At 67.9% G+C, this 23,745-nt stretch carries 20 protein-coding genes; 5 read left to right on the forward strand and 15 right to left on the reverse strand.

What is annotated here, in order from left to right:
* The first annotated feature begins 32 nt into the window (after positions 1 to 32).
* Complete coding sequence (locus HWX76_RS32180) at positions 33 to 407, forward strand: hypothetical protein (protein WP_089489329.1); 375 nt, start codon at positions 33 to 35, stop codon at positions 405 to 407.
* A 39-nt stretch (positions 408 to 446) separates the two neighbouring features.
* Here the strand turns inward: HWX76_RS32180 and HWX76_RS32185 are convergent, their stop codons facing one another.
* Positions 447 to 1,241: an SDR family oxidoreductase gene (locus HWX76_RS32185; RefSeq protein WP_050010962.1), complete on the reverse strand. Its 795-nt coding sequence runs from the start codon at positions 1,239 to 1,241 to the stop codon at positions 447 to 449.
* A 160-nt stretch (positions 1,242 to 1,401) separates the two neighbouring features.
* Here HWX76_RS32185 and HWX76_RS32190 point away from each other — a divergent pair, with 160 nt between their 5' ends.
* Positions 1,402 to 2,247 (forward strand): AraC family transcriptional regulator, encoded by an 846-nt coding sequence (locus tag HWX76_RS32190; RefSeq protein WP_176016876.1) that lies wholly within the window; start codon positions 1,402 to 1,404, stop codon positions 2,245 to 2,247.
* Positions 2,248 to 2,375: 128 nt separating this feature from the next.
* Here HWX76_RS32190 and HWX76_RS32195 read toward each other — a convergent pair whose 3' ends face one another.
* The 9 genes from HWX76_RS32195 to HWX76_RS32235 all read right to left on the reverse strand — a co-directional run bounded on the left by HWX76_RS32195 (position 2,376) and on the right by HWX76_RS32235 (position 14,099).
* A complete protein-coding gene (locus HWX76_RS32195) occupies positions 2,376 to 3,608 on the reverse strand; it encodes a cytochrome P450 (RefSeq protein WP_176016877.1) in 1,233 nt (410 codons plus the stop codon).
* The gene (locus HWX76_RS32200) at positions 3,595 to 4,014 is read right to left on the reverse strand and encodes a VOC family protein (RefSeq protein ID WP_176016878.1); all 420 of its coding nucleotides are present in this window, start codon (positions 4,012 to 4,014) and stop codon (positions 3,595 to 3,597) included. Before HWX76_RS32200 ends, HWX76_RS32195 begins: the two co-directional genes overlap by 14 nt.
* Before the next feature lie 234 nt (positions 4,015 to 4,248).
* Positions 4,249 to 4,836: a LysE family translocator gene (locus tag HWX76_RS32205; RefSeq protein ID WP_050010964.1), complete on the reverse strand. Its 588-nt coding sequence runs from the start codon at positions 4,834 to 4,836 to the stop codon at positions 4,249 to 4,251.
* 98 nt (positions 4,837 to 4,934) lie between these two features.
* The gene (locus HWX76_RS32210; protein WP_176016879.1) at positions 4,935 to 6,422 is read right to left on the reverse strand and encodes a heavy metal sensor histidine kinase; all 1,488 of its coding nucleotides are present in this window, start codon (positions 6,420 to 6,422) and stop codon (positions 4,935 to 4,937) included.
* Positions 6,419 to 7,114, reverse strand: a complete 696-nt coding sequence (locus tag HWX76_RS32215; RefSeq protein ID WP_050010973.1) for a heavy metal response regulator transcription factor — start codon at positions 7,112 to 7,114, stop codon at positions 6,419 to 6,421. Before HWX76_RS32215 ends, HWX76_RS32210 begins: the two co-directional genes overlap by 4 nt.
* 33 nt (positions 7,115 to 7,147) lie before the next feature.
* Positions 7,148 to 8,659, reverse strand: a complete 1,512-nt coding sequence (locus tag HWX76_RS32220) for an efflux transporter outer membrane subunit (RefSeq protein ID WP_176016898.1) — start codon at positions 8,657 to 8,659, stop codon at positions 7,148 to 7,150.
* Between the two features lie 5 nt (positions 8,660 to 8,664).
* Positions 8,665 to 9,885 (reverse strand): efflux RND transporter periplasmic adaptor subunit, encoded by a 1,221-nt coding sequence (locus tag HWX76_RS32225; protein ID WP_176016880.1) that lies wholly within the window; start codon positions 9,883 to 9,885, stop codon positions 8,665 to 8,667.
* 36 nt (positions 9,886 to 9,921) lie between these two features.
* Positions 9,922 to 13,170 (reverse strand): efflux RND transporter permease subunit, encoded by a 3,249-nt coding sequence (locus HWX76_RS32230; protein WP_176016881.1) that lies wholly within the window; start codon positions 13,168 to 13,170, stop codon positions 9,922 to 9,924.
* 185 nt (positions 13,171 to 13,355) lie between these two features.
* A complete protein-coding gene (locus tag HWX76_RS32235) occupies positions 13,356 to 14,099 on the reverse strand; it encodes a Crp/Fnr family transcriptional regulator (RefSeq protein ID WP_050010976.1) in 744 nt (247 codons plus the stop codon).
* A gap of 168 nt (positions 14,100 to 14,267) precedes the next feature.
* Here HWX76_RS32235 and HWX76_RS32240 point away from each other — a divergent pair, with 168 nt between their 5' ends.
* On the forward strand, positions 14,268 to 15,920 hold the full coding sequence (locus HWX76_RS32240; RefSeq protein ID WP_050010977.1) for an acyl-CoA synthetase: 1,653 nt from the start codon (positions 14,268 to 14,270) through the stop codon (positions 15,918 to 15,920).
* Positions 15,921 to 15,957: 37 nt separating this feature from the next.
* Here HWX76_RS32240 and HWX76_RS32245 read toward each other — a convergent pair whose 3' ends face one another.
* The 3 genes from HWX76_RS32245 to HWX76_RS32255 all read right to left on the reverse strand — a co-directional run bounded on the left by HWX76_RS32245 (position 15,958) and on the right by HWX76_RS32255 (position 19,264).
* Positions 15,958 to 17,946: a methyl-accepting chemotaxis protein gene (locus tag HWX76_RS32245; protein WP_176016882.1), complete on the reverse strand. Its 1,989-nt coding sequence runs from the start codon at positions 17,944 to 17,946 to the stop codon at positions 15,958 to 15,960.
* Positions 17,947 to 18,084: 138 nt separating this feature from the next.
* The gene (locus HWX76_RS32250; RefSeq protein WP_050010979.1) at positions 18,085 to 18,516 is read right to left on the reverse strand and encodes a YqaA family protein; all 432 of its coding nucleotides are present in this window, start codon (positions 18,514 to 18,516) and stop codon (positions 18,085 to 18,087) included.
* A gap of 82 nt (positions 18,517 to 18,598) precedes the next feature.
* Positions 18,599 to 19,264 (reverse strand): LysE family translocator, encoded by a 666-nt coding sequence (locus HWX76_RS32255; protein ID WP_124650839.1) that lies wholly within the window; start codon positions 19,262 to 19,264, stop codon positions 18,599 to 18,601.
* Between the two features lie 285 nt (positions 19,265 to 19,549).
* Here HWX76_RS32255 and HWX76_RS32260 point away from each other — a divergent pair, with 285 nt between their 5' ends.
* Positions 19,550 to 20,032: an Lrp/AsnC family transcriptional regulator gene (locus tag HWX76_RS32260; RefSeq protein ID WP_006479115.1), complete on the forward strand. Its 483-nt coding sequence runs from the start codon at positions 19,550 to 19,552 to the stop codon at positions 20,030 to 20,032.
* Positions 20,033 to 20,456: 424 nt separating this feature from the next.
* Here HWX76_RS32260 and HWX76_RS32265 read toward each other — a convergent pair whose 3' ends face one another.
* Both HWX76_RS32265 and HWX76_RS32270 read right to left on the reverse strand, forming a co-directional pair.
* Positions 20,457 to 20,600, reverse strand: a complete 144-nt coding sequence (locus HWX76_RS32265; RefSeq protein WP_226134863.1) for a hypothetical protein — start codon at positions 20,598 to 20,600, stop codon at positions 20,457 to 20,459.
* Positions 20,601 to 20,836: 236 nt separating this feature from the next.
* On the reverse strand, positions 20,837 to 22,486 hold the full coding sequence (locus tag HWX76_RS32270) for an IclR family transcriptional regulator C-terminal domain-containing protein (protein WP_050010981.1): 1,650 nt from the start codon (positions 22,484 to 22,486) through the stop codon (positions 20,837 to 20,839).
* Between the two features lie 177 nt (positions 22,487 to 22,663).
* On the opposite strand from HWX76_RS32270, the gene HWX76_RS32275 reads away from it, so the two are divergent.
* A complete protein-coding gene (locus tag HWX76_RS32275) occupies positions 22,664 to 23,623 on the forward strand; it encodes an MBL fold metallo-hydrolase (RefSeq protein WP_176016883.1) in 960 nt (319 codons plus the stop codon).
* The last annotated feature ends 122 nt before the right edge of the window (positions 23,624 to 23,745 follow it).

Here is a 23,745-nt window from a genome sequence, read left to right on the forward strand (position 1 = left end):
CACGCCGGTATGGCGCAGCAGATTTCCCGAGCATGCGATTGATTCCGATGGCCCGTCCCGCAGCGACGCTGTCCCTGGCCGCCAGTTGCCTGATGTTGCATGGCTGTGCGTGGTTCGACTCGTGGCTGCCGTTCTCGTATTCGCGCACGCCGCTTGCACGGGCCGCGTCGCGGCACGGCGCGACGCGCGCCGACGTCGTCCGCGTCGCCGGCAACCCGCGCAGCGTCTGGATGGTCCGTAACGGCGGTGGCGTCTGCTACAACTACTTTATCGAGCACGGCAACGATCACCGCGCGTACTTCGTCGTGTTCGACAAGGCCGGCGTCGTCACGCAGTCCGGCTTCGATACCTGCATGGACGCCGATCGCAAGGGCACGCTCCAGTCCGGCAAGCGCGCGTCGCGCTAGGGCGGCGGCCACGCGCGGCGCGAGCGCGTCATCCGGCCGTCACGCTATCGTGTCGACCACGCCGCCGTCGACGCGCAATGCCGCGCCGGTCGTGGCCGACGCCTGCGGCGAGCATACGTACACGACCAGGTTCGCGACTTCCTCCGTCGTCGCCGGCCGCTGGATGATCGAGCTCGCGCGTTCGCTGCGCACGAACTCCACGGCAATGTCGTCGATGCTGCGGCCCGTTTCGTCGGCCTGCGCCTTCAGCATCTCGCGCACGCCTTCCGACATCGTCGGCCCCGGCAGCACCGAATTGACGGTCACGCGGGTGCCGGCCGCGAGCTTCGCGAGGCCGCGCGCGATCGACAACTGCGCGGTTTTCGTGAACCCGTAATGAATCATGTCGACGGGGATGTTCAGGCCCGATTCCGACGAAATGAACACGATGCGCCCGGCATTGCGTTCGATCATCCCTTTGAGGTAATGCCGCGCGAGCCGCACGCCGGACATCACGTTGATCTGGAAAAAATGTTCCCATTCGGCGTCGTCGATGTCGAAGAACGCCTTCAGGCCGTAGATGCCCGCGTTGTTGACGAGGATGTCGGCGTTCGGCGTGTGCTGCGTGACGCGCGCGACGCCGGCCGCGTCGGACAGGTCGGCGGCGACGCCGTCGAAGCTTGCGCCGGGCACGGCGTCGCGCAGTTTCCCGAGCGCGGACTGCACCGACGTGTCGCTGCGGCCGTTGACGACGACGTGCGCGCCGGCGCGCGCGAGGCCTTCGGCGATCGCGAAGCCGATGCCGGCGGTGGAAGCGGTGACGACCGCGGTCTTGCCTTTCAGATCGATCTGCATGTGTGTACCGGTGGGAAGAGGACGCGGAACCCGCCGCGTCTGCCGCGGCGGCCGAATTCAAAGCTTAGGCGATCCAGCCGCGAAGCGTCGGCTCGCTGTTGCGCGGCGCCGCACAGTCTTGTACGGTGAGCGTTCACCGTTCGAACCGGGAGCCCGCCGCGTGAGCCGTACCGCCAACCGATCCGCCGTACCGTCGCCGTTCTGGCGCGATACCGCGCTGCCGTTCATCGAGGCGCGTACCGTCGAAGACGGGCGCGCGATCTGCTACGCGAAGCACACGCACGACACGTTTTCGGTGGGCGCGATCGTCGGCGGCACGAGCACGTACGTGAACGGCGCGACGCACGCACACGTCGGGCGCGGCGTGCTCGTGATCATCGATCCGGAGCAGGTGCACGCATGCAATCCGTACGGTGCCGATGCGTGGGCGTACCGGATGGTCTATGTCGACGTGCCGTGGCTCGCGCGGCTGCAACATTCGCTGGGCCGCGATCCGAACCGCGATTTTCACGGGTTTTCGCCGAAGTTGACCGAGCGCGGCGATCTGTTCGCGCAATTTGGCGGCTTCTACCGCACGCTGGTGTCGCCCGGCATCGATGCGCTCGGCAAGGAGAGCGCGGCGGTCGAATTCTTCACGGCGCTGCACGGCGCGCTCGACCGCGAACTGCCCGACCCGCGGCCCGGAGACGACAACGCCAAGCTCGCGCGCGCGGCCGACTACATCGCCGCCCATTGCCGCGAGGCCATCACGCTCGATGCGATCTGCGCGGCGGCCGACCTGTCGCCGTCGTACCTGATCCGCGCGTTCAATGCGCGTTACGGGATGACGCCACATGCGTTCCTGATCGATCGCCGCGTGCAGTACGGCCGCACCGAGTTGCGCCGCGGCCGGCCGATCGCCGAAGTCGCACTCGACGCCGGCTTTGCGGACCAGGCGCATTTCCAGCGTGCATTTCGGCGAATCGCGGCCGCGACGCCGGGGCAGTACCGCGGCGCGTCGAACTGAGCGCGGCTGAATTCGATGCCGTGCGTGAGCCCGACGAGAGCGGCTGATCCGTTGACTTATGCTGCGCTCAAACGTGCTGCCCTGTCGGGCCTTTCGGTCAAACTGAAACCGAATCAAGCGCCATGCTTTCAACCGCCGCGCTCAATAGCGAGAGAGGTGCGTCCTCGAAAACCAAGATTGGTGTTGAACGATATGGACGTATCCGGGGCGGGGGCCAGTGACGGAAAATTCTGCACGATCGCCTGGAGTGCTTCTTCGGCGATGACACGAACGGTGGGAGCGCCGAGGCAATAATGGGCACCGCAGCCAAAAGCGAGGTTGCGGGCGTCGCTGCGTGCGAGATCGAATCGATTGGGGGCGCGATAATGCTCGGGATCGCGGTGGGCCGACGCGACATAACTCAGTACGACCTGCCCCTCGCGCATCCGGCAGCCGTTCCACAGGAAATCTTTGCGTACGAGTCGTCCAACGAATTGAACCGGCGTATCGTAGCGGAGCGTTTCCGTGACAAGCGCACCCGCAAGGCCCGGACTCCGATGCAGACGCGCCAGCTGTTCGGGATGATTTTGCAGTGCGGCGACGGCGTTGCCTACAAGATAGGACGTTGGCTCGATCGCTGCGAACAGGAGCATCACAGTCTGGGCAATTGCTTCGCGACGGCCGGGGCGGTAACCGTCGACTTCGATGCTCATCAACGCACCTAGCAGTGAATCGCTGGGGGCGCAACGGATGGCAAGGTCGTCGAGGTAGGCAATCAGCTCCAGTGCGCTGATCCGAATGCGTCGGATTTCGTCCAGCGGTAGATTGGTCGATCCGTAAAGCCGGGCGATATCGTCCGACCAGGTCTTTATTCTACCGGCGTCGACGTACGGCACACCGAGCAATTCGGCCAGTACGAGTACCGGCAATGGAGTTGCCAGCTCCGTCATGACATCGAGCCGGTTCGGATCTTCGCGCTCGCGCAACAACGCATCGGTAATGCGGCGCACGCGGGGCCGCAGTTGCCCGGGCATGAGCGGGGCCATTGCCTTTTGCGCTTGCCGGCGCATTTGCGCGTGCCGATGAAATTCGTTGAACGCAATCCAGTCGTCGAATAGGGAAAAGATATCGTCGAACTCGTCCTGAGCTGATTTCGCAAGACCTACAACGGGCAATCTTGCCCGGGACGTCGACAATCGCTGGTCATGCAGCAGTTCGAGGATATCGTGGTACCTGAACATGAGCCACGCCCCGCCAAACAAGTGATCGGCCTGGTAGCAGCCCATATGTTGTCGCATGTATGCGTAAAACGGATACGGGTCGGCAATGAATGCATCGTCGTTGTGCTCGAATACCCGCGGATCGAATTCAACGACGCGCATGAGCGTTGGGTCGGTTGGCGGGCGTCGTGATGTGCAGCGGGTTTCCATCGGGGTCTTCGACGACGGACATCACTTTTCCCCACGGCTGCGGCTGGACTTCCTTGATGATCTTGACGCCAGCATTGCGCAGTTTTTCGATCGCCGCCTCGGTGTCTTCCACATAGAGGCACAATTCTCCGCGGGGCCCAGCAGGTAGCGGCAGCATGCGCTGCTGGAAATAGCTGGCGGCCACGAATGTCCAGAGGCCCAGCCGTTTGCCGGCCAACTCGAGGGTGACATATTCGGGCTCGCTGCCATCCTCTTCCGGAAACCTGTAAGTCTCTCGAAATTCCAGCAATCCCGTATAGAACGCCAACGAACGCTTAAGATCGGCAACGTAGAGGATTGGAAACATATCGAAGTACATGAGCGTCTCCGGTGCCGGTGGTTAATTTACTTTAATTAAAATTAATAAACACCATCAATCAAGAATTTTCAAGCCGATATTTATTTACGTTTCCGGATTGCCGGGCGATCAACGAGTGTCAACGTGCCGCGTGGATTCCCGGCATGCGTCGATGCTCAAGTCAGCAGGTCGCGATAGATTGATGCGACGGCTTTGCGGCCTGTCGCGTGAAACGAGCCGTTATCGGTCAGAACCCTACACGTCGAGCAGGAACAGCGCGCTGCCCGCCAGCAGCAACGCCATCAACCGGTTGAACACGCGCATGCGCCGCGCGTTCGCGAGCCGGTGCCGCAGCGACGCGCCCGCATAACCCCAGCATGCGATCGACGCGAAGCAGATCACCAGATACAGCGCGGCGAACTGCCAGACCTGCGCGCGGTCGCCGTCGGCCGCATACGCGCCCATCGCGGCCACGCACGCGAGCCACGCCTTCGGATTGAGCCACTGCATCGCCGCGCCGGCCGCCGCCGACGGGCCGGCCACGTCCGGATCGGCCGCGAGCCGGCCGTCGTCGAGCGCGAGCCGCAGCGCCAGGTAAAGCAGGAACGCGATCCCCGACCACTGCGTGGCCGTCGTCAGTGCGGGCCAGCGCGCGAGCGCCGCGTGCAGGCCGAGGCCGATCAGCAGGAACAGCGCGACGAAGCCTAGCGTGGCGCCGGCCGCGTAGCGCAGGCTCGCGCCGAGGCCGTGGCGCGCGCCCGCGCTGAGCGCGACGATGTTGACGGGACCGGGGGTGATGGACGAAGCGAGCGCGAACGCGGCCATCGAAACCAGCATGCTCATCAGGTGTCTCCATGCGACATGTTGAAAGTCGCATCGAGACTACGGGCGCGGCGTCGGCCCGTATTGAAGAAAACTGCCCTCGGCGGTGCGCGCCGCCGTCAGTGCAACGCGCGCGGCACGTGCGCCGGTCGCACGCCGTGCGGATCGGTGGAATCGGTGGAATCGGTGGAATCGGCCGGGGCGGCGGCGGCGTCGGCCGCGCGCAGCGGCCCGCCCGACCACGGTTGCGTCGACACCGAAAAACCGAACGTATTGACGCCGCCCGAGCACGCGACGAACACGCCGCCGCCGTGCATCTCGGCCACGGCCTTGACGATCGACAGCCCGAGCCCGTGGTTTTCCTTGCTGTTCGCGCGCGCTTCCTCGAGCCGGTAGAAGCGCTCGAACACGTGCGCGCGCTGCACCGGATCGATCGGCTCGCCGGGGTTCGACACGGCCATCTCGACGAGCGCGTCGCGGCGCGCGATCGTCACGTTCAGCGTCGCGCCCGGCGCCGAATGCTGGATCGCGTTGATCAGCAGGTTCGTCATCGCGCGGCGGAACAGCGACGGATCGACGGCCGCGCGCGCATCGCCGTGCAGTTCGGCGCGCAACTGCGCCTCGTCGAGCGGGATTTCGAGGAAGTCGAGCATGCGCCGCACCTCGTCGGCGAGCGACACGTCCTTCAGGTCGGTCGCGCGTTCGCCGCGGTCGCTGCGTGACAGGAACAGCATGTCGTTGATGATCACGCGCAGCCGCTCGAATTCCTCGAGGTTCGACTGCAGCGTCTGGCGCATCCGGTCGACCGAGCGGTCGCGGCTCGTCAGCGCGACCTGGGTCTGGCCGATCAGGATGCTGATCGGCGTGCGCAGCTCGTGCGCGACGTCCGCGTTGAACGCTTCGAGCCGCGCGTAGGTTTGCTGGATGCGTTCGAGCGCGCCGTTGAACGACGTCGCGAGATCGCGCAGCTCGGTCGGCAGCGCGTCGGTGTGCAACCGCTGGCGGCGGTTGGTCGCGCTCACGCTCGCCGCGTCCTGCGACAGCCGGTCGAGCGGCGCGAGCCCGAAGCGCGCGACCGCGCGGCTCAGCAGCAGCGTGATGACGGTGGCCGTCGCGATCAGCGCGGCCAGCGTCCACACGAAACGGCGCAGCATCCGCTGCGTGCGCTCGCACGACGACGCGACGATCAGCTTCACGTCCGGGCGCTCGCCGCTGCCCGCGATCGCGACGGTCTTCGTCATCACGTTGTAGCTGCTGTTGTTGAGCGCGTACTGCTGGAACGCACCGAATGGCTTGCCGTCGGGCACGCCGTCGACGGGATGGCCGAAGCGGAAAGCGGCGTCGGGGCTGTCGACCTGATAGCGCGTCGACCCGTCGGGCGGTTCGAGGTCGGCGAGCTTTTCCTGCATCACGCGGCCGCGCGCGGCCGTGGTCGCATGCGACACGATCATCTGCGCGACCTTCGCGCGCGTGTCGATCGTCGCGCGCAGCTCGGCGAGCAACTGGCGCTCCATCATCACGAACAGCCCGCAGCCGACCAGCGTGAACACGAGCAGCGACACGATGCCGAACATCGCCGACAGGCGCAGGGCGATCGAGCGTTTCATGCGTGTCGCTCCACGTCGCCGTCCTCGCGCGCCTCGAGCACGTAGCCCATCCCGCGGATCGTGTGCAGCAGCTTGTCCGCGAACGGGCCGTCGAGCTTCGCGCGCAGGCGCTTGATGGCCGTCTCGACGACGTTCGCGTTGCTGTCGAAGTTCACGTCCCACACGAGTTCGGCGATGGTCGTTTTCGACAGCACCTCGCCGCTGCGCCGCGCGAGCACGCCGAGCAGCTGGAATTCCTGCGCGGTCAGGTCGAGCCGCGCGCCGTCGCGAGTCGCGCGGCGGCCGATCAGGTCGACGCGCAGGTCGCCGATCGAGATCAGCGTCGATTCCTGCACGCGTGCGCGGCGCGTCAGCGCGCGCAGCCGTTCGATCAGTTCGAGGAACGAGAACGGCTTGGTCAGGTAGTCGTCGGCGCCGCCGCGCAAGCCCCGCACGCGGTCGTCGACACGATCGCGCGCGGTCAGCATGATCACCGGCGTCTGCTTCTGCGCGCGCAACGCGCGCAGCACGCCGAAGCCGTCGAGCTTCGGCAGCATCACGTCGAGCACGACCACGTCGTAGTCGAATTCGACAGCTTTCCACGCACCGTCCTCGCCGTCGAGCGCGGTGTCGACGACCCAGCCTTCCTCGGTCAGACCGCTTTTCAGGTATTCGACGACTTTCGGTTCGTCCTCGACGATCAGCACTTTCATGTTCGTTGTCCGCGTAACCGGGTTAAGGGCGGCTCAAGGCCCGACGCTCGCGCCGCGCGGCGGGGCCGCCGACGCGACGTCGGACGGCGCGGGGCCGTTAGACGCATCGCCGTCCCAGCCGCCGCCGAGCGCCTTCGCGAGAAACACGACGAGCGCCGCGCGCTGGCCCTGGATCTGCACGGCCTGGCGCTCGCTCGTCAGCAGTTGCTGCTGGGCCGTCAGCACGTCGATGAACGGCGTCAGGCCGCCCGCGTAGCGGTCCTGCGCGAGCGACACGAGCTTGCGCGCGTCGTCGACGGCCGCCGACGCCTGCTGCGCGGCGTCGGCAAGGACCGACAGGCCCGTGACCGCATTTTGCACCTCCTGGAACGCGGTGAGCAGGGTCTGCCGGTAGCTGGCCTGCGCGGCGACGTAGCCGGCCTGCGCGAAATCGACGCCGGCCTTCAGCTTGCCGCCCTCGAACAGCGGCTGGCTGAGCGACCCGCCGACCGACCACAGCAGCGCCGGCACGGTGAACAGGCCCGCGAAGCGCGTCGCGTCCCAGCCGATGTCCGGCGACAGCGTGATGCGCGGGAAATACGCGGCGCGCGCGACGCCGATCTGCGCGTTCGCGGCGGCCATCGCGCGCTCGGCCGACGCGACGTCGGGGCGCCGCTGCAGCAGGTCGCTCGGCATGCCGGTCGGCAGCGCGGGCGCGTTGATCGGCACCACGCGCGGCGGCAGCGAGAACGCGGGGGCCGGCGTGCCGACCAGCGTCGCGATCGCGGTTTCGACCTGCGCGCGCTGCTGAATCAGCAACTGCGCCTGCGTGCGCGTCGCGTCGAGCTGCGCGCGCTGCTGCAACAGGTCGAGACCCGACACCGCGCCGAGGTCGTGGCGCGCGCTCACGTAGTCGAGCGCCTTTTGTTGCAGTTCGATCGAACGCCTGACGACGTCGATCTCGGTGTCGAGCTCGCGCAGCGCGAAATAGCTCGACGCCAGATCGGCGCCGAGTACGAGGCGCGCGTTCGCGAAATCGTCGCGCGCCTGCTCGGAGCTGGCCTGCGCGGCTTCGACGTTGCGCCGCACGCGGCCGAACAGGTCGAGTTCGTAGCTGACCGCCGCGCCGACCTGGATCTCGTTCTGCACGGTCGACATGCTCTTCGTCGCGTAGTTGGTCTGCGGCCGGTCGGCGGAGATCTTGAAGCGCTGGCCGCTCGCGTTCAGCCCGACGGCCGGATACTGTGCGGATGCGACCGACGCGAGCGTCGCCTTCGCCTGGTCGTAGCGCGCGGCGACCGCCTTCAGGTTCTGGTTATTGCGCAGCGCATCGGCTTCCAGCGCGTCGAGCTGGGCGTCGCCGAACGCGGTCCACCAGGCCGGATCGAGCGGCGCGCGGGCCGGCGCGGCCGGCTGCCAGTATGCGTCGGCCGGATCGAGCCGCCACGCGGCCGGCGTGTCGACGGCCGGGCGCCGGTAATCCGGGCCGACCGTGCAGCCGGCGAGCACCGCCGCCGCGACGATCGCGACGGCGCCGATCGCGGCCGGGTGCACGCGCGTGCGTATCGCACTCAAGACTTCGCTCCCGCGACGGCCGAGGCCGGCTGCGCCGCCGGCGCCTGCACGACGACCGCGTCGCCGGTCGCGAGCGCGTCGCTCGGGTTCGCGACGAGGCGATCGTTCGGCGTGATCGGCCCGTCGACTTCGAGCGTCTGCCCGATCGTGCGCACGACCGTCACCTGTTTCAGCCGGACCTTGCCGTTCGCATCGACGGTCGCGACCGTCGGGCCTTCGGCGCGGAACAGCAGCGTATTGGCCGGCACCTGCAGGCGGCCGACCGGCGTCATCGGCAGCGTCGCCTGCACGTACGCGCCGGGCAGCAGCCGCCCGTCCGGGTTCGGCAGCGTGATCTCGATCTGCAGCGAACGCGTGGCGACGTCGATCGCCTGCGACGTGCGCGTGATCGTGCCGTCGAAGGTCCGCCCCGGCAGCTCGGCCTGCGCGACGCTCACGTGCTGGCCGACCTTGATCTGCTGTGCATACGCCTGCGGCACCTGCACGTACAGGCGCAGCCGGTCGGCCTGCACGACCGTGAACAGCGAGCGGCCGGCGTTGCCGGAATTGACGAGATCGCCGACGTCGACGTTGCGCTGCGTGACGATCCCGTCGATCGGCGCGACGATCCGCTGGAAGCCCTTCAACTCGGTGAGGCGGCGCATGTTCGCGTCGGCCGCGGCGAGATTCGCGGTGCCCTGGTTGAACGCGCCTTGCCGGTCGTCGAGTTCCTGCTGAGACACGGCATCGCGCTGGCGCAGCTGCTGCGCGCGGTCGAACGACGTCTTCGCGAGCGCGAGCGACGCTTGCGCCTGCTGGCGTTGCGCGGTGGCCTGCGCGAGTTCCTGGTTCAGCTCCGGCGTGTCGAGTTCGGCGAGCGTTTGCCCCTGCTTCACGTGCGCGCCGATGTCGGCCTGCCAGCGCAGCACGTAGCCGCTGGCACGCGCATAGATCGGCGCCTCGACGAAGCCGCGCAGCGTGAGCTTGCCGCCGGTGGCCGCGTCTACCGGATGCACGACGCTCACGTACTGGCGCGTGTTCTGCTCGGCGACCGCGTCGAGGCGATGCCGGTTCAGCACGTTGACGACGAGGGTGCGCGCGGCGCCGGCGGCCAGCAGCACGCCGATCACGATCACGACGATCCGGCCGCGTCGCGACACCGACGCGCGCGCCGGCAGGTGCATGCCGTGTTCGTCCACCTGGATGCCGACGGCGCTGTGATGATGTTTCTCTTCCATGAATTCAACCAGTTCAACCGGGTAGTGGGGCGAAAGTCAGTGACCGGCCTGGCGCGCGCGTCGCCGGGCCAGTCGCGCATGCACGCCGCCGAACACGAGCGGCACGAACAGCAACGTCGAAACGGTCGCGAACAGCAGCCCGCCGATCACCGCGCGGCCGAGCGGCGCGTTCTGCTCGGCGCCTTCGCCGAGACCGAGCGCCATCGGCACCATCCCGATGATCATCGCGAGCGCCGTCATCAGCACCGGACGGATCCGTGTCGCGCCGGCTTCGAGCGCGGCCGTGAGCGGCGGCGCGCCGGCCGCGAGGCGCTGGCGCGCGAACGACACGACGAGAATGCTGTTCGCGGTCGCGACGCCGACCGTCATGATCGCGCCCGTCAGCGCGGGCACGCTCAGGTGCGTGCCGGTGACGAACAGCATCCAAGCGATGCCGGCGAGCGCGGCCGGCATCGCGCTGATGATGATCAGCGGGTCGAGCCACGACTGGAAATTGACGACGATCAGCAGGTAGACGAGCACGATCGCCATCGCGACGCCCGCGCCGAGGCCGACATACGACGTGCGCATCGTCTCGATCTGGCCGCGCATCGTGAGGTCGGTGCCGCGCGGCAGCGTCGCGCGCGCGTCGGCCACGATGCGGTCGATCTTGCCCGCGACCGCGCCGAGATCGCGGCCCTCGACGCTCACGTACACGTCGATCGCCGGGCGAATGTTGTAGTGCGTGATCACGGCCGGGTTCACGGTGCTGCGCACCTGCACCAGGTTGCCGAGCAGTTGCAGCGGCATGCCCGTGCGGCCGCTGGCGGAGATCGGCGTGCCGAGCAGGTCGTCGACCGACGACAGGTTGTATTGCGGGGTCTGGATCTGCAGCGGGTACTGGACGCCGGTGCGCGGGTTGATCCAGAACGACGGCGTCGTCTGCGAACTCCCCGACAGCGAGATCAGCATGTTCTGCGCGACGTTCTGCGCGGAGAGATTGAGCTGCTGCATGCGCGTACGGTCCATGTCGGCCAGCAGGGTCGGTTCGTCGTTGCGTTGCAGCACGTGTACGTCGACGGCGCCGGGGATTTGCCTGATCTTTTTCATCAGGCTGCTCGCAATGGTCATGTTACTCGCGAGATCGTTGCCGAGCACCTGCACGTCGATCGCGGCCGGCTGCCCGAAGTTGAGGATCTGCGTGATGATGTCCGACGGCTGGAAGAAGAACTCGACGCCCGGGAAGCGTTGCGGCAGCAGCGTGCGCAGCGTCTCGACGTAGTGCGCGGTCGCGCGGTGGCCGGGCTTCAGCGCGATCAGCAGCTCGCCGTCGAGCGTGCCGATCGTGCCGGCGTTGCTGTACGACAGGTTGATGCCGCTCACCGGCAGCCCGAGGTTGTCGACGATCGCGCCGAGCTCGTCGGGCGGCACGGTTTCGCGGATCACGCGCTCGACCTGGTCGGCGAGCCGCGCGGTTTCCTCGATCCGGTAACCGGTCGGCGCACGCACGTGCAGCCGGAGGTTGCCGGAATCGGCGTTCGGGAAGAAGTCGCGGCCGAGCACGAACACGAGGCCCGTCGACAGCACGCAGAAGGCGAGGAAGCACAGCGCGTAGAAGCGGCGGCGCACGAGCAGGATGCTGAGCAGCACGATGTACCACGCGCGCAGCCGTTCGAACGCATGGTTGAACGCGTGATGGATGCGCGCGAAGCGCGACGTCGAAGCGGCGGGGCCGGTGCTCGCCTGCTGCGGGCGGAACAGCAGCATCGCGAGCGTCGGCACCAGCGTGCGCGACAGCACGTACGACGCGAGCATCGCGAACACGACGGCTTCCGCGAGCGGCACGAACAGGAAGCGCGCGACGCCGGTCAGGAAGAACATCGGCACGAACACGATGCAGATGCACAGCGTCGACACGAGCGCGGGCACCGCGATTTCGCCTGCGCCTTCGAGAATCGCTTCGTGCAGGTCGGTACTGAACGACGACCCCCACGCTCCCTCCGGTCGCTGCCCCCCGAGGGGGCTGCTCGGCACGCTTGGGGCGGCCCGGCGCGTACCGAGATGCAGGTGCCGCTCGATGTTCTCGATCGTGACGGTCGCATCGTCGACGAGAATGCCGACCGCGAGCGCAAGCCCGCCCAGCGTCATGATGTTGATGGTCTCGCCGAGCGCGGACAGCGCGATCAGCGACGTGAAGATCGACAGCGGGATCGAGATCGCGATGATCAGCGTGCTGCGCCAGTTGCCGAGGAACAGCAGGATCATCATCGCGGTCAGCACGGCGGCGATCAGCGCCTCGTGGATCACGCCCTGGACGGCCGCGTTGACGAACACCGACTGGTCGAACAGCGGCGTGATCGTGAGCCCCTCGGGCAGCGTCGGGATCACCTTCGGCAGCAGCGACTTCAGGTCCGACACGACCTTGAGCGTCGACGCGTCGCCGCTTTTCAGGATCGAGATCAGCACGCCGCGCTGGCCGTTCTGGCGCACGACGTTGGTCTGCGGCGCGAAGCCGTCGCGCACCGCCGCGACCTCGCGCAGGTAGGTCGTCGCGCCGTTGATCGTCTGGACCGGCAGGTTGCTGATGTCGGCGACCGTATCGGCCGACGCGTTCGTGTCGATCCGGTATTCGGTCTGTCCCATCTTCGCTGTGCCGGTCGGCAGCACGAGGTTCTGCGCATTGACCGCGTTGACGATGTCGGCCGGCGTGAGGCCCTTCGCTTGCAGCGCCTGCGGATCGAGGTCGATCGCGACCACGCGCGTGCGGCCACCGTACGGAAACGGAATCTGCACGCCCGGCACCGTGATCAGCTGCGGGCGCAGGAAGTTGAGCGCGATGTCGGCGAGCGACTGTTCGCTGAGCGTCTTGCTCGACAGCCCGAGCTGGATCACCGGAATGCTCGACGCGGAATAGGTGATCACGAGCGGCGGCGTCGCGCCCTGCGGCATCTGCCGCACGATCGCCTGCGCGGACGACACCGTCTGCGCGATCGCCGTCTGCACGTTCGCGCCCGGTTGCAGGAACACCTTCACGACCGCGATGCCGGGCAGCGACGTCGATTCGACGTGCTGGATGTTGTTGACGGTCGTCGTCAGGATTCGTTCATGGACGGACGTGATGCGATTCGTCATCTCCGTCGCGGAGAAGCCGCTGTAATTCCAGATCACGCTGATCACGGGGATGTTGATCGCGGGCAGCACGTCGACCGGTGTGCGCATCAGCGCAAGCGGGGTGGCCAGCACGATCATGATGGCCATCACGATGAACGTGTAGGGGCGCCTGAGCGCGAGATTGACGATCCACATGGAGGCAGCGGGGCAGGCGGTGATCGGGCGTCGGTGAAGGGAACCCGAATGATAGGCGTCGGCCCGCAACGGGTTACTGTCGCGAAACTGGCGGAATGGTCAGGTTGGGGCACGCCGGCCTTCGGCCGATTCCGCAGACGGAATGCGCGGCCGCGATGGCGACGGTTTCGTGCAGCGGGCGGCGCTCACAGCTGCTCCATGCCGAAGCGCGCGAGCGCGTCGAGATCGACGACCTCGATCTGGTTGTACGCGAGCCGCAGTGCGCCGAGCTTCTCGAGCTGCTGCAGCGCCTGGTTGATCCGCTGGCGCGACACGCCGACGAGCATCCCCAGTTCCTCCTGCGAGATCGACAGCGACGGGCCGGTATCCGGATACAGCGCGGGGTTGAAGAGCTGCGCGAGCGCCTGCGCGACGCGCGCGTCGACGTCGAGCAGCCGGCTGTTCTGGATCGACGCGATGAATTCGCCCATCCGGTTGTTCAGCTGATGAATCACGAAGCGCGTGAACGGCAGGCTCGTGTCGAGCAGCGCATGGAACGTGTCGACCGGCACGAACAGCACGGTCGAGCGCTGGATCGCGACGACCTCGTACTTGCGCAGCTCGCGCTTGATCACGCTGCCTTCGCCGAACCAGCCGCCCGACGGCACGCCGGAAAACGTGCAACCGCGCCCCGACACGTTGAAGATCGCGAGCTTCAGCAGCCCTTGATGGACGCCGATCCAGTATGCGGACGGCGCGAGCCGGCGCGCGATCACGTCGCCGGCGTCGCACTGCACGACGTGCGACTGGGCGAGCACGAGCGCCTGGTGTTCGGGCGCCAGCGTGCGGAACCACGCGCACTGGCCGAACAGCGTCGCGAGCGGCGGCAGCGGGCCCGGTTCGGGGAGCGTATCGGCTGGCCGGGCGGCCGCGTCGGGATGGTCGTGCATGGGTGCGGGTTTGCGAGGATAGGGATAACGCGCAGCGCCTGAGCGGCACTCTGTCGTTTCGACGACAGACGGCTCACAATAGCGCCCGTTAGGCTGTCGGCCATTGAACCACATCAAGACGATCCGGGGTGCACGCATCCCGGTCGACAGAACACGGGAGACAGGATCATGACGCAGATGTTCGAGGCCGGGCTCGGCCGCCGCGATGCCAACTACGTACCGCTCACGCCGATCGATTTCCTGATCCGCGCGGCCGAAGTCTATGGCGAGCGCCTCGCGATCGTGCACGGCGACGTGCGGCGCACGTGGGGCGAGACCTGCACGCGCGCGAAGCAGCTGGCGAGCGCGCTCGCGCAGGCCGGTGTCGGTCGCGGCGACACGGTCGCGGCGCTGCTGCCGAACATCCCGGCGATGGTCGAGGCGCACTTCGGCGTGCCGATGGCCGGCGCCGTGCTGAACACGATCAACACGCGGCTCGACGTGTCGTCGGTGCTGTTCATGCTGCGTCACGGCGAGGCGAAGGTGCTGATCGTCGACACCGAATACGCGGAGCTCGCACATCGCGCGGCGCTCGAGGTGCCGGGCCTGAAGATCGTCAGCGTGGCCGACGCGATGCCGGCCGACCCCGACCGTTTCGCGGGCGCGACCGACTACGAGGCATTCGTGGCGGGCGGCGACGCCGGCTACGCATGGACGCCGCCCGCCGACGAATGGGAGGCGATCGCGCTGAACTACACGTCGGGCACGACCGGCGATCCGAAGGGCGTCGTCTACCACCATCGCGGCGCGTATCTCGCGGCGATCAGCAACATCCTCGAATGGGACATGCCGAAGCACGCGGTGTATCTGTGGACGCTGCCGATGTTTCACTGCAACGGCTGGTGTTTCCCGTGGGCCGTCGCGGCGCGCGGGGGCGTGAACGTGTGCCTGCGCAAGTTCGACGCGAAGACCGTGTTCGACCTGATCCGCCGCGAGCGCGTCACGCATTACTGCGGCGCGCCGATCGTGCAGAGCGCGATCGCGAACGCGCCGGCCGAGTTGCGCGCGGGGATCGACCATACGGTGCACGCGATGGTCGCCGGCGCGGCGCCCGCGCCGGCCGTGATCGCGAAAATGAAGGAAATCGGCTTCGACCTGCTGCACGTGTACGGGCTGACCGAGGTCTACGGCCCGGCGACCGTCTGCGCGAAGCAGGCGCACTGGGACGCCGTCTCCGACGAGGAACGCGCGCGGCTCAATGCGCGCCAGGGCGTGCGCTACCACCTCGAAGCGGGCGCGACGGTGCTCGATCCCGACACGATGACGCCGGTGCCGGCCGACGGCGAGACGCTCGGCGAGATCATGTTCCGCGGCAACATCTGCATGAAGGGCTACCTGAAGAACCCGAAGGCGACCGACGAGGCGTTCCACGGCGGCTGGTTCCATACCGGCGATCTCGCGGTGCTGATGCCGGACGGCTATATCCGGATCAAGGATCGCAAGAAGGACATCATCATCTCGGGCGGCGAGAACATCTCGAGCATCGAGGTCGAGGACGCGCTGTACCGGCATCCGGCGGTGGCGGTCGCGGCCGTCGTCGCGATGCCCGACCCGAAGTGGGGCGAGGTGCCGTGCGCGTTCGTCGAGCTGCGCGAAGGCGCGAGCGCGACCGAGGCGGAGATCGTCGCGCACTGCCGGCAACTGCTCGCGGGCTTCAAGGTGCCGAAGGTCGTGCGCTTCGGCGAGCTGCCGAAGACATCGACCGGCAAGATCCAGAAGTTCCAGCTGCGCCATGCGGTCGGCTCGGACAAGGCGATCGACCTGGCGGGCGACAAGAAGTAAGCCAGCCGCCCGGCCCAGGTCGATCATCGGTCGCCCGTCACGCGTTGCGTTCGAGCCGGAACACGCTGACCGCGTCCGACAACTGCGCGGCCTGGTCGCGCAACGCGACGGCCGCGCGCTCGGCATCGGAGATCAGCGTCGCATTCTGCTGTGTCGCTTCGCCGATCTGCGTGACGGCCAGGTTCACCTGCTCGATCCCGGTCGATTGTTCGCGCGACGCCGCGCTGATCTCGCCGATCAGCGTGCGGACCTGGTCGACCCGCGCGACGATGTCGCGCATCGTGCCGCGCGCGGCGTCCGCGATCCGGTAACCCTGTTCGACGGTCGTCGACGATTCGGCGCTCAGGGCGTCGATCTCCTTGACCGCGGCCGCGCTGCGCTGCGCCAACGCGCGCACCTCGGCCGCGACCACCGCGAAGCCCTTGCCGTGTTCGCCCGCGCGGGCGGCCTCGACGGCCGCGTTCAGCGCGAGGATGTTGGTCTGGAACGCGATGCCTTCGATCGCGCCGGTGATCTCCGCGATCCGGCGCGTCGCGCGGCCGATGTCGTCCATCGTCGCGACCACGCGCTGCACCGCGGCGTCGCCGTTCGTCGCGGCGGCCGATGCGTCCGCGACCAGCGCGTTGGCTTGCGCCGCGTGCTCGGCGCTTTGCTGCACGGCGGCGGTGATCTGCTCCATGCTCGCGGCCGTCTGCTCGACGCTGCTCGCCTGCGTCGCGATCCGCGCGGCGATGTCGCCGCTGCCGGCCGCGATGCCGACCGTGCCGTGCGCGATGTCGGCCGCGCTGTTGCGCACCTGTGCGACGATGCGCGCGAGGCCGTCGCCGATCCCGTCGACCGCCTGCACGAGCCGGCCGATCTCGTCGTTGCCCGCGCTGCCTTGCTCGACCGCGCCCGCGCTGTCGCGAATGCGCACGCTGAGATCGCCTGCCGCGTAGCGCTCGGAGGCGCGGGCGGCGGCTTCCAGCGGCCGGCTCACGACGCGACGCACGACGATCACGAACAGCGTCGCGAACGCCGCGACCAGCACGGCGCCGATCATCAGGAAGCGGTTGCGGGTGGCGCGCATCGTGGCGAGCAGTTCGTCGTCGAGCGCGATGCCGCCGACGAGCCATTGCCACTGCGGAATCGTCGTGAAGGACACGACTTTCGCGGTCGGGCCAGCGTCGTGCGCGGCCGGGTCGGTCGACGTGTATGCGAGCCGGCCTTGGGCCGTCGCGAGCATCTGCGCGTAGGGCGCGCGCGTGTTGTCGGCCGGTTGGCCCGCCGCGTCGGGATGCACGACGAAGGCGCCGCGCGACGGGCCCTGCGATGCATCGAGCACGAAGTAGTAGCCGTTGTCGCCGATCTTCAGCGAGCGGATGCCGTCCTCGACCAGCTTGAGCTCGGCGCCGATGTCGAGGCCGACGAACAGCGCGCCGATCACGCGGCCGGTCGCGTCGGTCACCGGCTTGTACTGCGTGATGTACGACCGGCCGAACAGCTTCGCGAGGCCCGTATAGCTGCGCCCCGCGACCAGCGGCGCATACGCGGGGCCCGCGCGGTCGAGCTTGGTGCCGACGGCGCGCGCGCCGTCCTGCTTCTTCAGTGACGTCGTGATGCGCACGAAGTCGTCGCCGTCGCGCGCGAAGATCGTCGCGATCGCGCCGCTTTTCTTCAGGAACTGGTCGGGAATCGAGTAATCGAGGTCGAGCGGCTGGCCGCCCGCGAAGAGGGTCGGCGCGGCGACGCCGCCGATATCGACCGTGCGTGCCGGGTCGAGCGAGAAGTCGGCCGGCAGGAAGCTCGCGAACAGCGACATCGAACGGCTGGCTTCGGCGGTCAGCGCCTTGTCGAACAGGTCGACCATCGCGCGGATCGACTGCTCCCTGTCGTCGATCCGCAGGTGCGCTTCTTCGGCGAGCTGCTGGCCGGCGAAATGGGCGAGCGTCCACGCGAACACGGTAAACAGCAGGGCGACGAGCGTGCACGCGAGCGCGGCCAGACGCGCGCCGACGCTCACCCGGCCCAATTGGGTCAGTCTCATGGAACATCCTGAGTGGAGTGAGAGGGGGCGGAACGCACGCGTCACCGCTCGTGGACCCGTTAATACGGCAACTTTCGCGAAATCTTTAGCGGCTGTCGCGCATCGCGGACCGGCAGGCGGGCGAAGGGAGGGCGGAGGTCAGTGCGTGACGAGCCACGCGACGGCCAGATAGCGGCCGACCTTTGCGATCGTCACGATGACGAGAAAGGTCGGCAGCGGCTCGCGCAGCACGCCGGCGATCATCGTCAGCGGATCGCCGATCACCGGCGCCCAGCTCAGCAGCAGCGACCAGCGGCCGTAGCGCGCATACCAGCCCTCGGCGCGCGCCAGCGCCGACGGCTTGACCGGAAACCAGCGGCGCTCGCGAAAGTGCTCGATGCCGCGCCCGAGCGCCCAATTGATCGCCGAGCCGGCGACATTGCCGACGCTCGCGACGAGCACCAGCGCCCACACGGGTTCGCGGCCGGCGAGCAGCAGGCCGGCGAGCACGGCTTCGGACTGGAGCGGAAACAGGGTCGCGGCGACCATCGACACGGCGAACAGGCCGCCGTAAGTGAGCAATTCGGACATCGCGCGATTGTACTGGCGGCGTCGCCGCCGGTGCGGGGCGTGCGGTCGTGCGGCCGCGTGGAAAGAAACGCGTCGGCGGTGCTCAGTTCCAGCCGACCATGATCGCGCCCATTCCGACGAGCAGCCCGCCCGTCACGCGGTTCATCGCACGCATCCGCGCCGGCCGCTGCAACGCGCGGCTCAGCCGGTGCGAGAACAGCGCCATCGACGCGACGCCGCCCGCGAACAGCAGCGCGAACGTCGCGGCGAGCAGCAGGTATTGAAGGTTCAGGCTCCAGTCGGCAGTCGGGCTGATGAACTGCGGAAAGAACGACGGAAAGAACAGCAGCGTCTTCGGATTCAGACCGGAAGTCGCGACGCCGCGCCAGAATAGCGTGCGTCCGGTGTCGGCGTCCGGCGCGGCGATTGCCGTTCCGGTGCCGGTGATGCCGGCCTCGGCCGGCGCCGCGGCTGCGCCGGCCGGCGTGCGGCTCAGCCATTGCTTGCCGCCGAGCCACACGAGATACGCGGCGCCGGCCCAGCGCAGCACGGTGAGCGCGTGTTCGTCGAGGTGGACCAGCGAATTCAGGCACAGCGCGGTCAGCGCGAGTTGCAGCAGCACGGCGAGCGTGCCGCCCCAGACGCACGGCAGCGCGCGGCGCCAGCCGGTGCGCAGCGCCTGGTTCATCGTGAGCAGGTTGACGGGGCCGGGTGCGTAGATGAGGACGACGGAAGCAGCGAGGAACGACAGATAAAGCTTGAACGACATGACGGACGGGCAGGAACGGGGAAGCAGGCACCGGCCCCGCACGCGGTCGGATAGGCGTGCGGGCGGCGGGGAATCGCATGCCTGCCGGCCGGCACCGCAACTCGTGATTGCGGCCGTGCGTCCCGTTGCGAGGGGGTGATCGCGGGGAGCGTGCCGGGCAGCAGGCATGGAGAAAATGTATCAAGCGGCCCGGTTAAAAGGCTTCCTGTTTTCCAGCAAAACAGACCTGAAACCGGAATGTCGTTCAGATAGAATGCCCATTTTTAGTAGAAGATTCTTCTCATCATGGCTACCCGCGAACGCACGCCGAAAACGCTCGACAATCAGGACCGCAAGATCCTCGGTGCATTGCAGAAAAATGCGCGTCTGTCGAACGCCGAACTGGCCGAACAGATCGGCATGTCGACCACCGCCTGCTGGAACCGCACGCGGCAACTCGAACTCGACGGCTACATCGACGGCTATGTCGCGCTGGTCAACCAGCGCAAGCTCGGCTATGCGGACATCGTGATTCTCGAAGTCACGCTCGATCGCCATGAAGACGACGCGCTGGCGCGCTTCGGCGCCGAACTGGCGGCGCTGCCCGAGGTGCTCGAGGCGTATCTGGTGTCGGGCGAGTACGACTACTGGATCAAGGTCGCGGTGGACGGCACGGCCGGCTACGAGCGCTTCCTGCGCGAAAAGCTGTACCGGATTTCGAGCATCCGCCACAGCCGTTCGATGTTCGCGCTGCGGTGCATGAAGGACGTGCCTTCGATTCAGGTGTGACGGGGAGAGACAGGAGCGCGGCCGTCGCTGTAACGACGGCGGGTGCGATCGGACCCGGGCGCGGAGAAAAGCCGGCGAACGGCTTACAGGAAAGGCACGCCGGGCAGACGGCCCGCGGGAGCACAAAAACGGATGAATCTTCCGTCCGGCATGGCCCGGCGCCAGCGCGCGCAGGAAGGGAAGAATGGCTTCCCGCCCGGACAACCGCCTGACGACGATCCGCGCCGATGCGAATCGGCGCCGGCTTCGGCCTGAAACACGGCCTCGGGACGACCTTGAAACGCTTCCGATGCGGTGAGCGTATCCGGCCGGGAAGGACGACCCCAGCCTCTTTCTACATGACCGGCGCGCCCGTCCAATACGCCGCGCAACAGCTGCGGTCGGCGCGCGTCAGCGCAAGCGAATCAGGCGACCGGCGCTCCGCTCAGCGCGGCAGGCGCGCGTGCGCTTCAGCGATGACTTCGCAGTTCTCGAGGTGCAGTGCCCAGGCTTCCGCCAGCAGCTCGCCAACGCGTGCGAGCCAGCCAGTGGATTGGGTGGAACGATCGGAGACATTAGACGTTTGCATGACGAAGCCCCATATAGGTGGCGAGTTAGGGATAACCCTAATCATAACGAAACGGCCCCGCCTTGTGAAATGCGATTTCGTTATATGAGAATTACTGACAATTCATGTTGCTGCTGCGCAACATGAACATTGGCGGCCCGCGGTTGTCGGGCAGGCGTGACGACGCCGTGCCGGCGCGGCGTCGCGGGCAGAAAGAAGCGGAATCGAACGTACGTACGTCGGGGAAAAGGGCGCGGCTACCGGCCGATCCACCCGAAGCGCCAGGACAGCCGTCGCGTCGCGGCGCGCAGCGTCTGCGCCAGCGCGCTGTCCGGCCCGCGCGGGAAGCCGCGCGACGAGCCGATGATCGCGATCACGAGCCGGATGCTGCCGGTGTGATCGAACACGGGCGCGGCAATCGTGCCGATGCCCGGCACCGGCGCGTCGAACGCGAAATCGAGTTCGTCCGCGCGGATCGCCGCGAGCCGTGAGCGGAAGGCCGCGTCGTCCGGCGCGGTGCGCGCGCCGGCGAGCCGCACGGGCTCGTCGGCGAGCAGGTCGGCCAGCACGTCGTCGGACATGCCGGACGCGAAAACCCGACCGATCGCCGTATTGACGAGGGACATCACGGTGCCGACCTGCAGGCTCACGTGCTGCGGCCGCGCCGATTCTTCCAGCCGGATCACGGTCGGCCCGAGCGGCCCGAGCGTCGCGGCGGCCACGCTCATGTCGGTCGCGCCGGCGAGCGCGACGATCTCGGCTTCCGCGTCGCGCGTCGGCGACACGCGCTGCATCGCGATCAGGCCGAGCGCCTGCGCGAGCGGGCCGCCGTCGAAACAGCCGGCGTCGTCGCGGCTCAGCAGGCCGATCTTCTGCAGGCTGACCAGATGCGGAAACGCCTTCGCCGCCGGCATGCCGGCCACCGTCGCGAGATCGCGCAGCGGCAGCGCGCGGCCCGCCGACACCAGCGCGAGCAGCAGGTCGCCGGTGCTGTCGAGCGCATTGATCCCGCGCTGCGCCTTCGCGTCGTCGGCGAGCGCGGGCGGTACGCGCGCGGTGCCCGGCGCCGGTGCGGGCGCCGGCTCCGCACGCACCGCACCGAGCGACGCGGTGGCCTGCCGCGCCGCGTCGCGCAACGCCGCGGCGATCGGGCCGTTCCAGTCGACATCGATCGAACCCGTCGAACCGATGACCGTCAACGCGAGCTGCAGGCGCCCGTGCGCATCGAAGACGGGCACGCACATTCCGCTGACGCCCGGGCTCGGCCGGTCGATGCTGCGTTCGATGCCGCGCGCGCGGATCGCGTCGAGTTCGACGTGTTGCGCAGCGGCATCCGGCACGACCGGCTCGCGTTCGGCGCCCGCCAGCGTACCGCCCGCGCCGGCCTGGCTGGCCGCCATCGCGTTGATGTGCGCGGCGTCGCCGAACGCGCGGAACACCCGGCCGGTCGCCGTGGTGTCGAGCGACATCACCGAACCGACGTGCAGGTTCATGTGCAGCGGATAGCCGCCGTGCTCGATGCGCACGATCGTCGGGCCGAGCACGCCCGGCACCGACAGCGCGACGCTCAGGCCGACCGTTTCCGCGAGCCGCGCCGCATGCGGCAGCGTCGCGCGGTAGGCCGGCTGGCGCTCGATCGACATCAGCCCGAGCCGCAGCGACAGCGGGCCGGGCTCGTAGTTGCCGGTGATCGCATCGCGCTTCACCAGCGCGAGCCGCGTCAGGCTCACGAGATAGGTGTGCGCCTGCGCGGTGGAGAGCTCGGCCGCCGCGGCCAGTTCCGACAGCCCGAGCGGCTTGCGCCGGCGCGCGAACGCGTCGAGCAGCCGGCCGCCGACCTCGACGCTCTGGATGCCGCGCTGCGCCTTGGGCTGCGCGTCGTCCGCGCTGACTTCGTGGTTCTGCACGCGATGATTCTTCCGTTGACGAAACCCCGCATGGTATCCGACGCCGTTTTCAGCGCCAGCCCGCAGGTTTACCCGTATTAGACAATAGCAAGCTCGTTTGCCATTGACAAATATTCAACGCAAGCCGATGATCCGCTCATTCCCCTCAACACATGGCTCGCAGCCACGGAACGCACAATGGCCAAAGCATTCGCCTCCCAAGCCGATCTGGAAGAGAAGAAAGTCACCTGGACGAAGCTGTCCGAGAACGCGTACGCGTACACCGCCGAAGGCGACCCGAACTCGGGCGTGATCATCGGCGACGACAGCGTGCTGATCGTCGACACGACCGCGACGCCCGCAATGGCGCAGGACCTGATCGCGAAGATCCGCAGCGTGACCGACAAGCCGATCAAGCACGTGGTGCTGTCGCACTACCACGCGGTGCGCGTGCTCGGCGCGTCCGCGTACTTCGCCGAAGGCGCGCAGCACGTGATCGCGAGCCGCGGCACGTACGAGATGCTCGTCGAGCGCGGCGAGGCGGACATGAAGTCGGAGATCGAGCGCTTCCCGCGCCTGTTCGCCGGCGTCGAGACGGTGCCGGGGCTGACCTGGCCGACGCTCGTGTTCGAGCGCGAGATCACGCTGTTCCTCGGCAAGCTCGAAGTGAAGATCATGCACGTCGGCTCGGGCCACACGAAGGGCGACACGATCGTGTGGCTGCCGTCGCAGAAGGTGCTGTTCTCGGGCGACCTCGTCGAATACGACGCCGCGTGCTATTGCGGCGACGCACAGCTCGAACAGTGGCCGGCCACGCTCGAGGCGCTGCGCGCGCTGGGCGCCGAGAAGCTCGTGCCCGGCCGCGGCCCCGCGCTGCTGAATCCGGTCGAAGTGAACAAGGGCCTCGACTACACGAAGGATTTCGTGACGACGCTGCTCGCGCAGGGCCGCAAGGCCGTCGAGCGCAATCTCGACCTGAAGGCGGCGATGGCGCTCACGCGCGAGGCGATGGACCCGAAGTTCGGCCACGTGTTCATCTACGAGCACTGTTTGCCGTTCGACGTGTCGCGCGCGTTCGACGAAGCGAGCGGCATCGCGCATCCGCGCATCTGGACCGCGCAGCGCGACAAGGACATGTGGGCCGCGCTGCAGGAGTGAATCGCACGCGGCGGGGCGGCATTCGCATGATCGCCTCGCCGTTTCACTGAGGGTTGCGGCATTCGCGGCGGTATCGTGCCGCGGCGCCGGCAGCCGTATCCGGTCTCACAAGAAAGCAGGGC

The organism is Burkholderia sp. BCC0398 (assembly GCF_902833245.1).
GTDB lineage: Bacteria > Pseudomonadota > Gammaproteobacteria > Burkholderiales > Burkholderiaceae > Burkholderia > Burkholderia sola.

Excerpts from the sequence above, each read along its gene's own strand:
- HWX76_RS32195 (WP_176016877.1), bottom strand. The coding sequence starts at position 3,608 with ATGCGCGTCGTTGAATTCGATCCGCGGGTATTCGAGCACAACGACGAT.
- HWX76_RS32230 (WP_176016881.1), bottom strand. The coding sequence starts at position 13,170 with ATGTGGATCGTCAATCTCGCGCTCAGGCGCCCCTACACGTTCATCGTG.
- HWX76_RS32200 (WP_176016878.1), bottom strand. The coding sequence starts at position 4,014 with ATGTACTTCGATATGTTTCCAATCCTCTACGTTGCCGATCTTAAGCGT.
- HWX76_RS32180 (WP_089489329.1), top strand. The coding sequence starts at position 33 with ATGCGATTGATTCCGATGGCCCGTCCCGCAGCGACGCTGTCCCTGGCC.
- HWX76_RS32225 (WP_176016880.1), bottom strand. The coding sequence starts at position 9,885 with ATGGAAGAGAAACATCATCACAGCGCCGTCGGCATCCAGGTGGACGAA.
- HWX76_RS32255 (WP_124650839.1), bottom strand. The coding sequence starts at position 19,264 with ATGTCGTTCAAGCTTTATCTGTCGTTCCTCGCTGCTTCCGTCGTCCTC.
- HWX76_RS32210 (WP_176016879.1), bottom strand. The coding sequence starts at position 6,422 with ATGAAACGCTCGATCGCCCTGCGCCTGTCGGCGATGTTCGGCATCGTG.
- HWX76_RS32275 (WP_176016883.1), top strand. The coding sequence starts at position 22,664 with ATGGCCAAAGCATTCGCCTCCCAAGCCGATCTGGAAGAGAAGAAAGTC.
- HWX76_RS32250 (WP_050010979.1), bottom strand. The coding sequence starts at position 18,516 with ATGTCCGAATTGCTCACTTACGGCGGCCTGTTCGCCGTGTCGATGGTC.
- HWX76_RS32260 (WP_006479115.1), top strand. The coding sequence starts at position 19,550 with ATGGCTACCCGCGAACGCACGCCGAAAACGCTCGACAATCAGGACCGC.
- HWX76_RS32235 (WP_050010976.1), bottom strand. The coding sequence starts at position 14,099 with ATGCACGACCATCCCGACGCGGCCGCCCGGCCAGCCGATACGCTCCCC.
- HWX76_RS32240 (WP_050010977.1), top strand. The coding sequence starts at position 14,268 with ATGACGCAGATGTTCGAGGCCGGGCTCGGCCGCCGCGATGCCAACTAC.
- HWX76_RS32245 (WP_176016882.1), bottom strand. The coding sequence starts at position 17,946 with ATGAGACTGACCCAATTGGGCCGGGTGAGCGTCGGCGCGCGTCTGGCC.
- HWX76_RS32205 (WP_050010964.1), bottom strand. The coding sequence starts at position 4,836 with ATGAGCATGCTGGTTTCGATGGCCGCGTTCGCGCTCGCTTCGTCCATC.
- HWX76_RS32215 (WP_050010973.1), bottom strand. The coding sequence starts at position 7,114 with ATGAAAGTGCTGATCGTCGAGGACGAACCGAAAGTCGTCGAATACCTG.
- HWX76_RS32185 (WP_050010962.1), bottom strand. The coding sequence starts at position 1,241 with ATGCAGATCGATCTGAAAGGCAAGACCGCGGTCGTCACCGCTTCCACC.
- HWX76_RS32265 (WP_226134863.1), bottom strand. The coding sequence starts at position 20,600 with ATGCAAACGTCTAATGTCTCCGATCGTTCCACCCAATCCACTGGCTGG.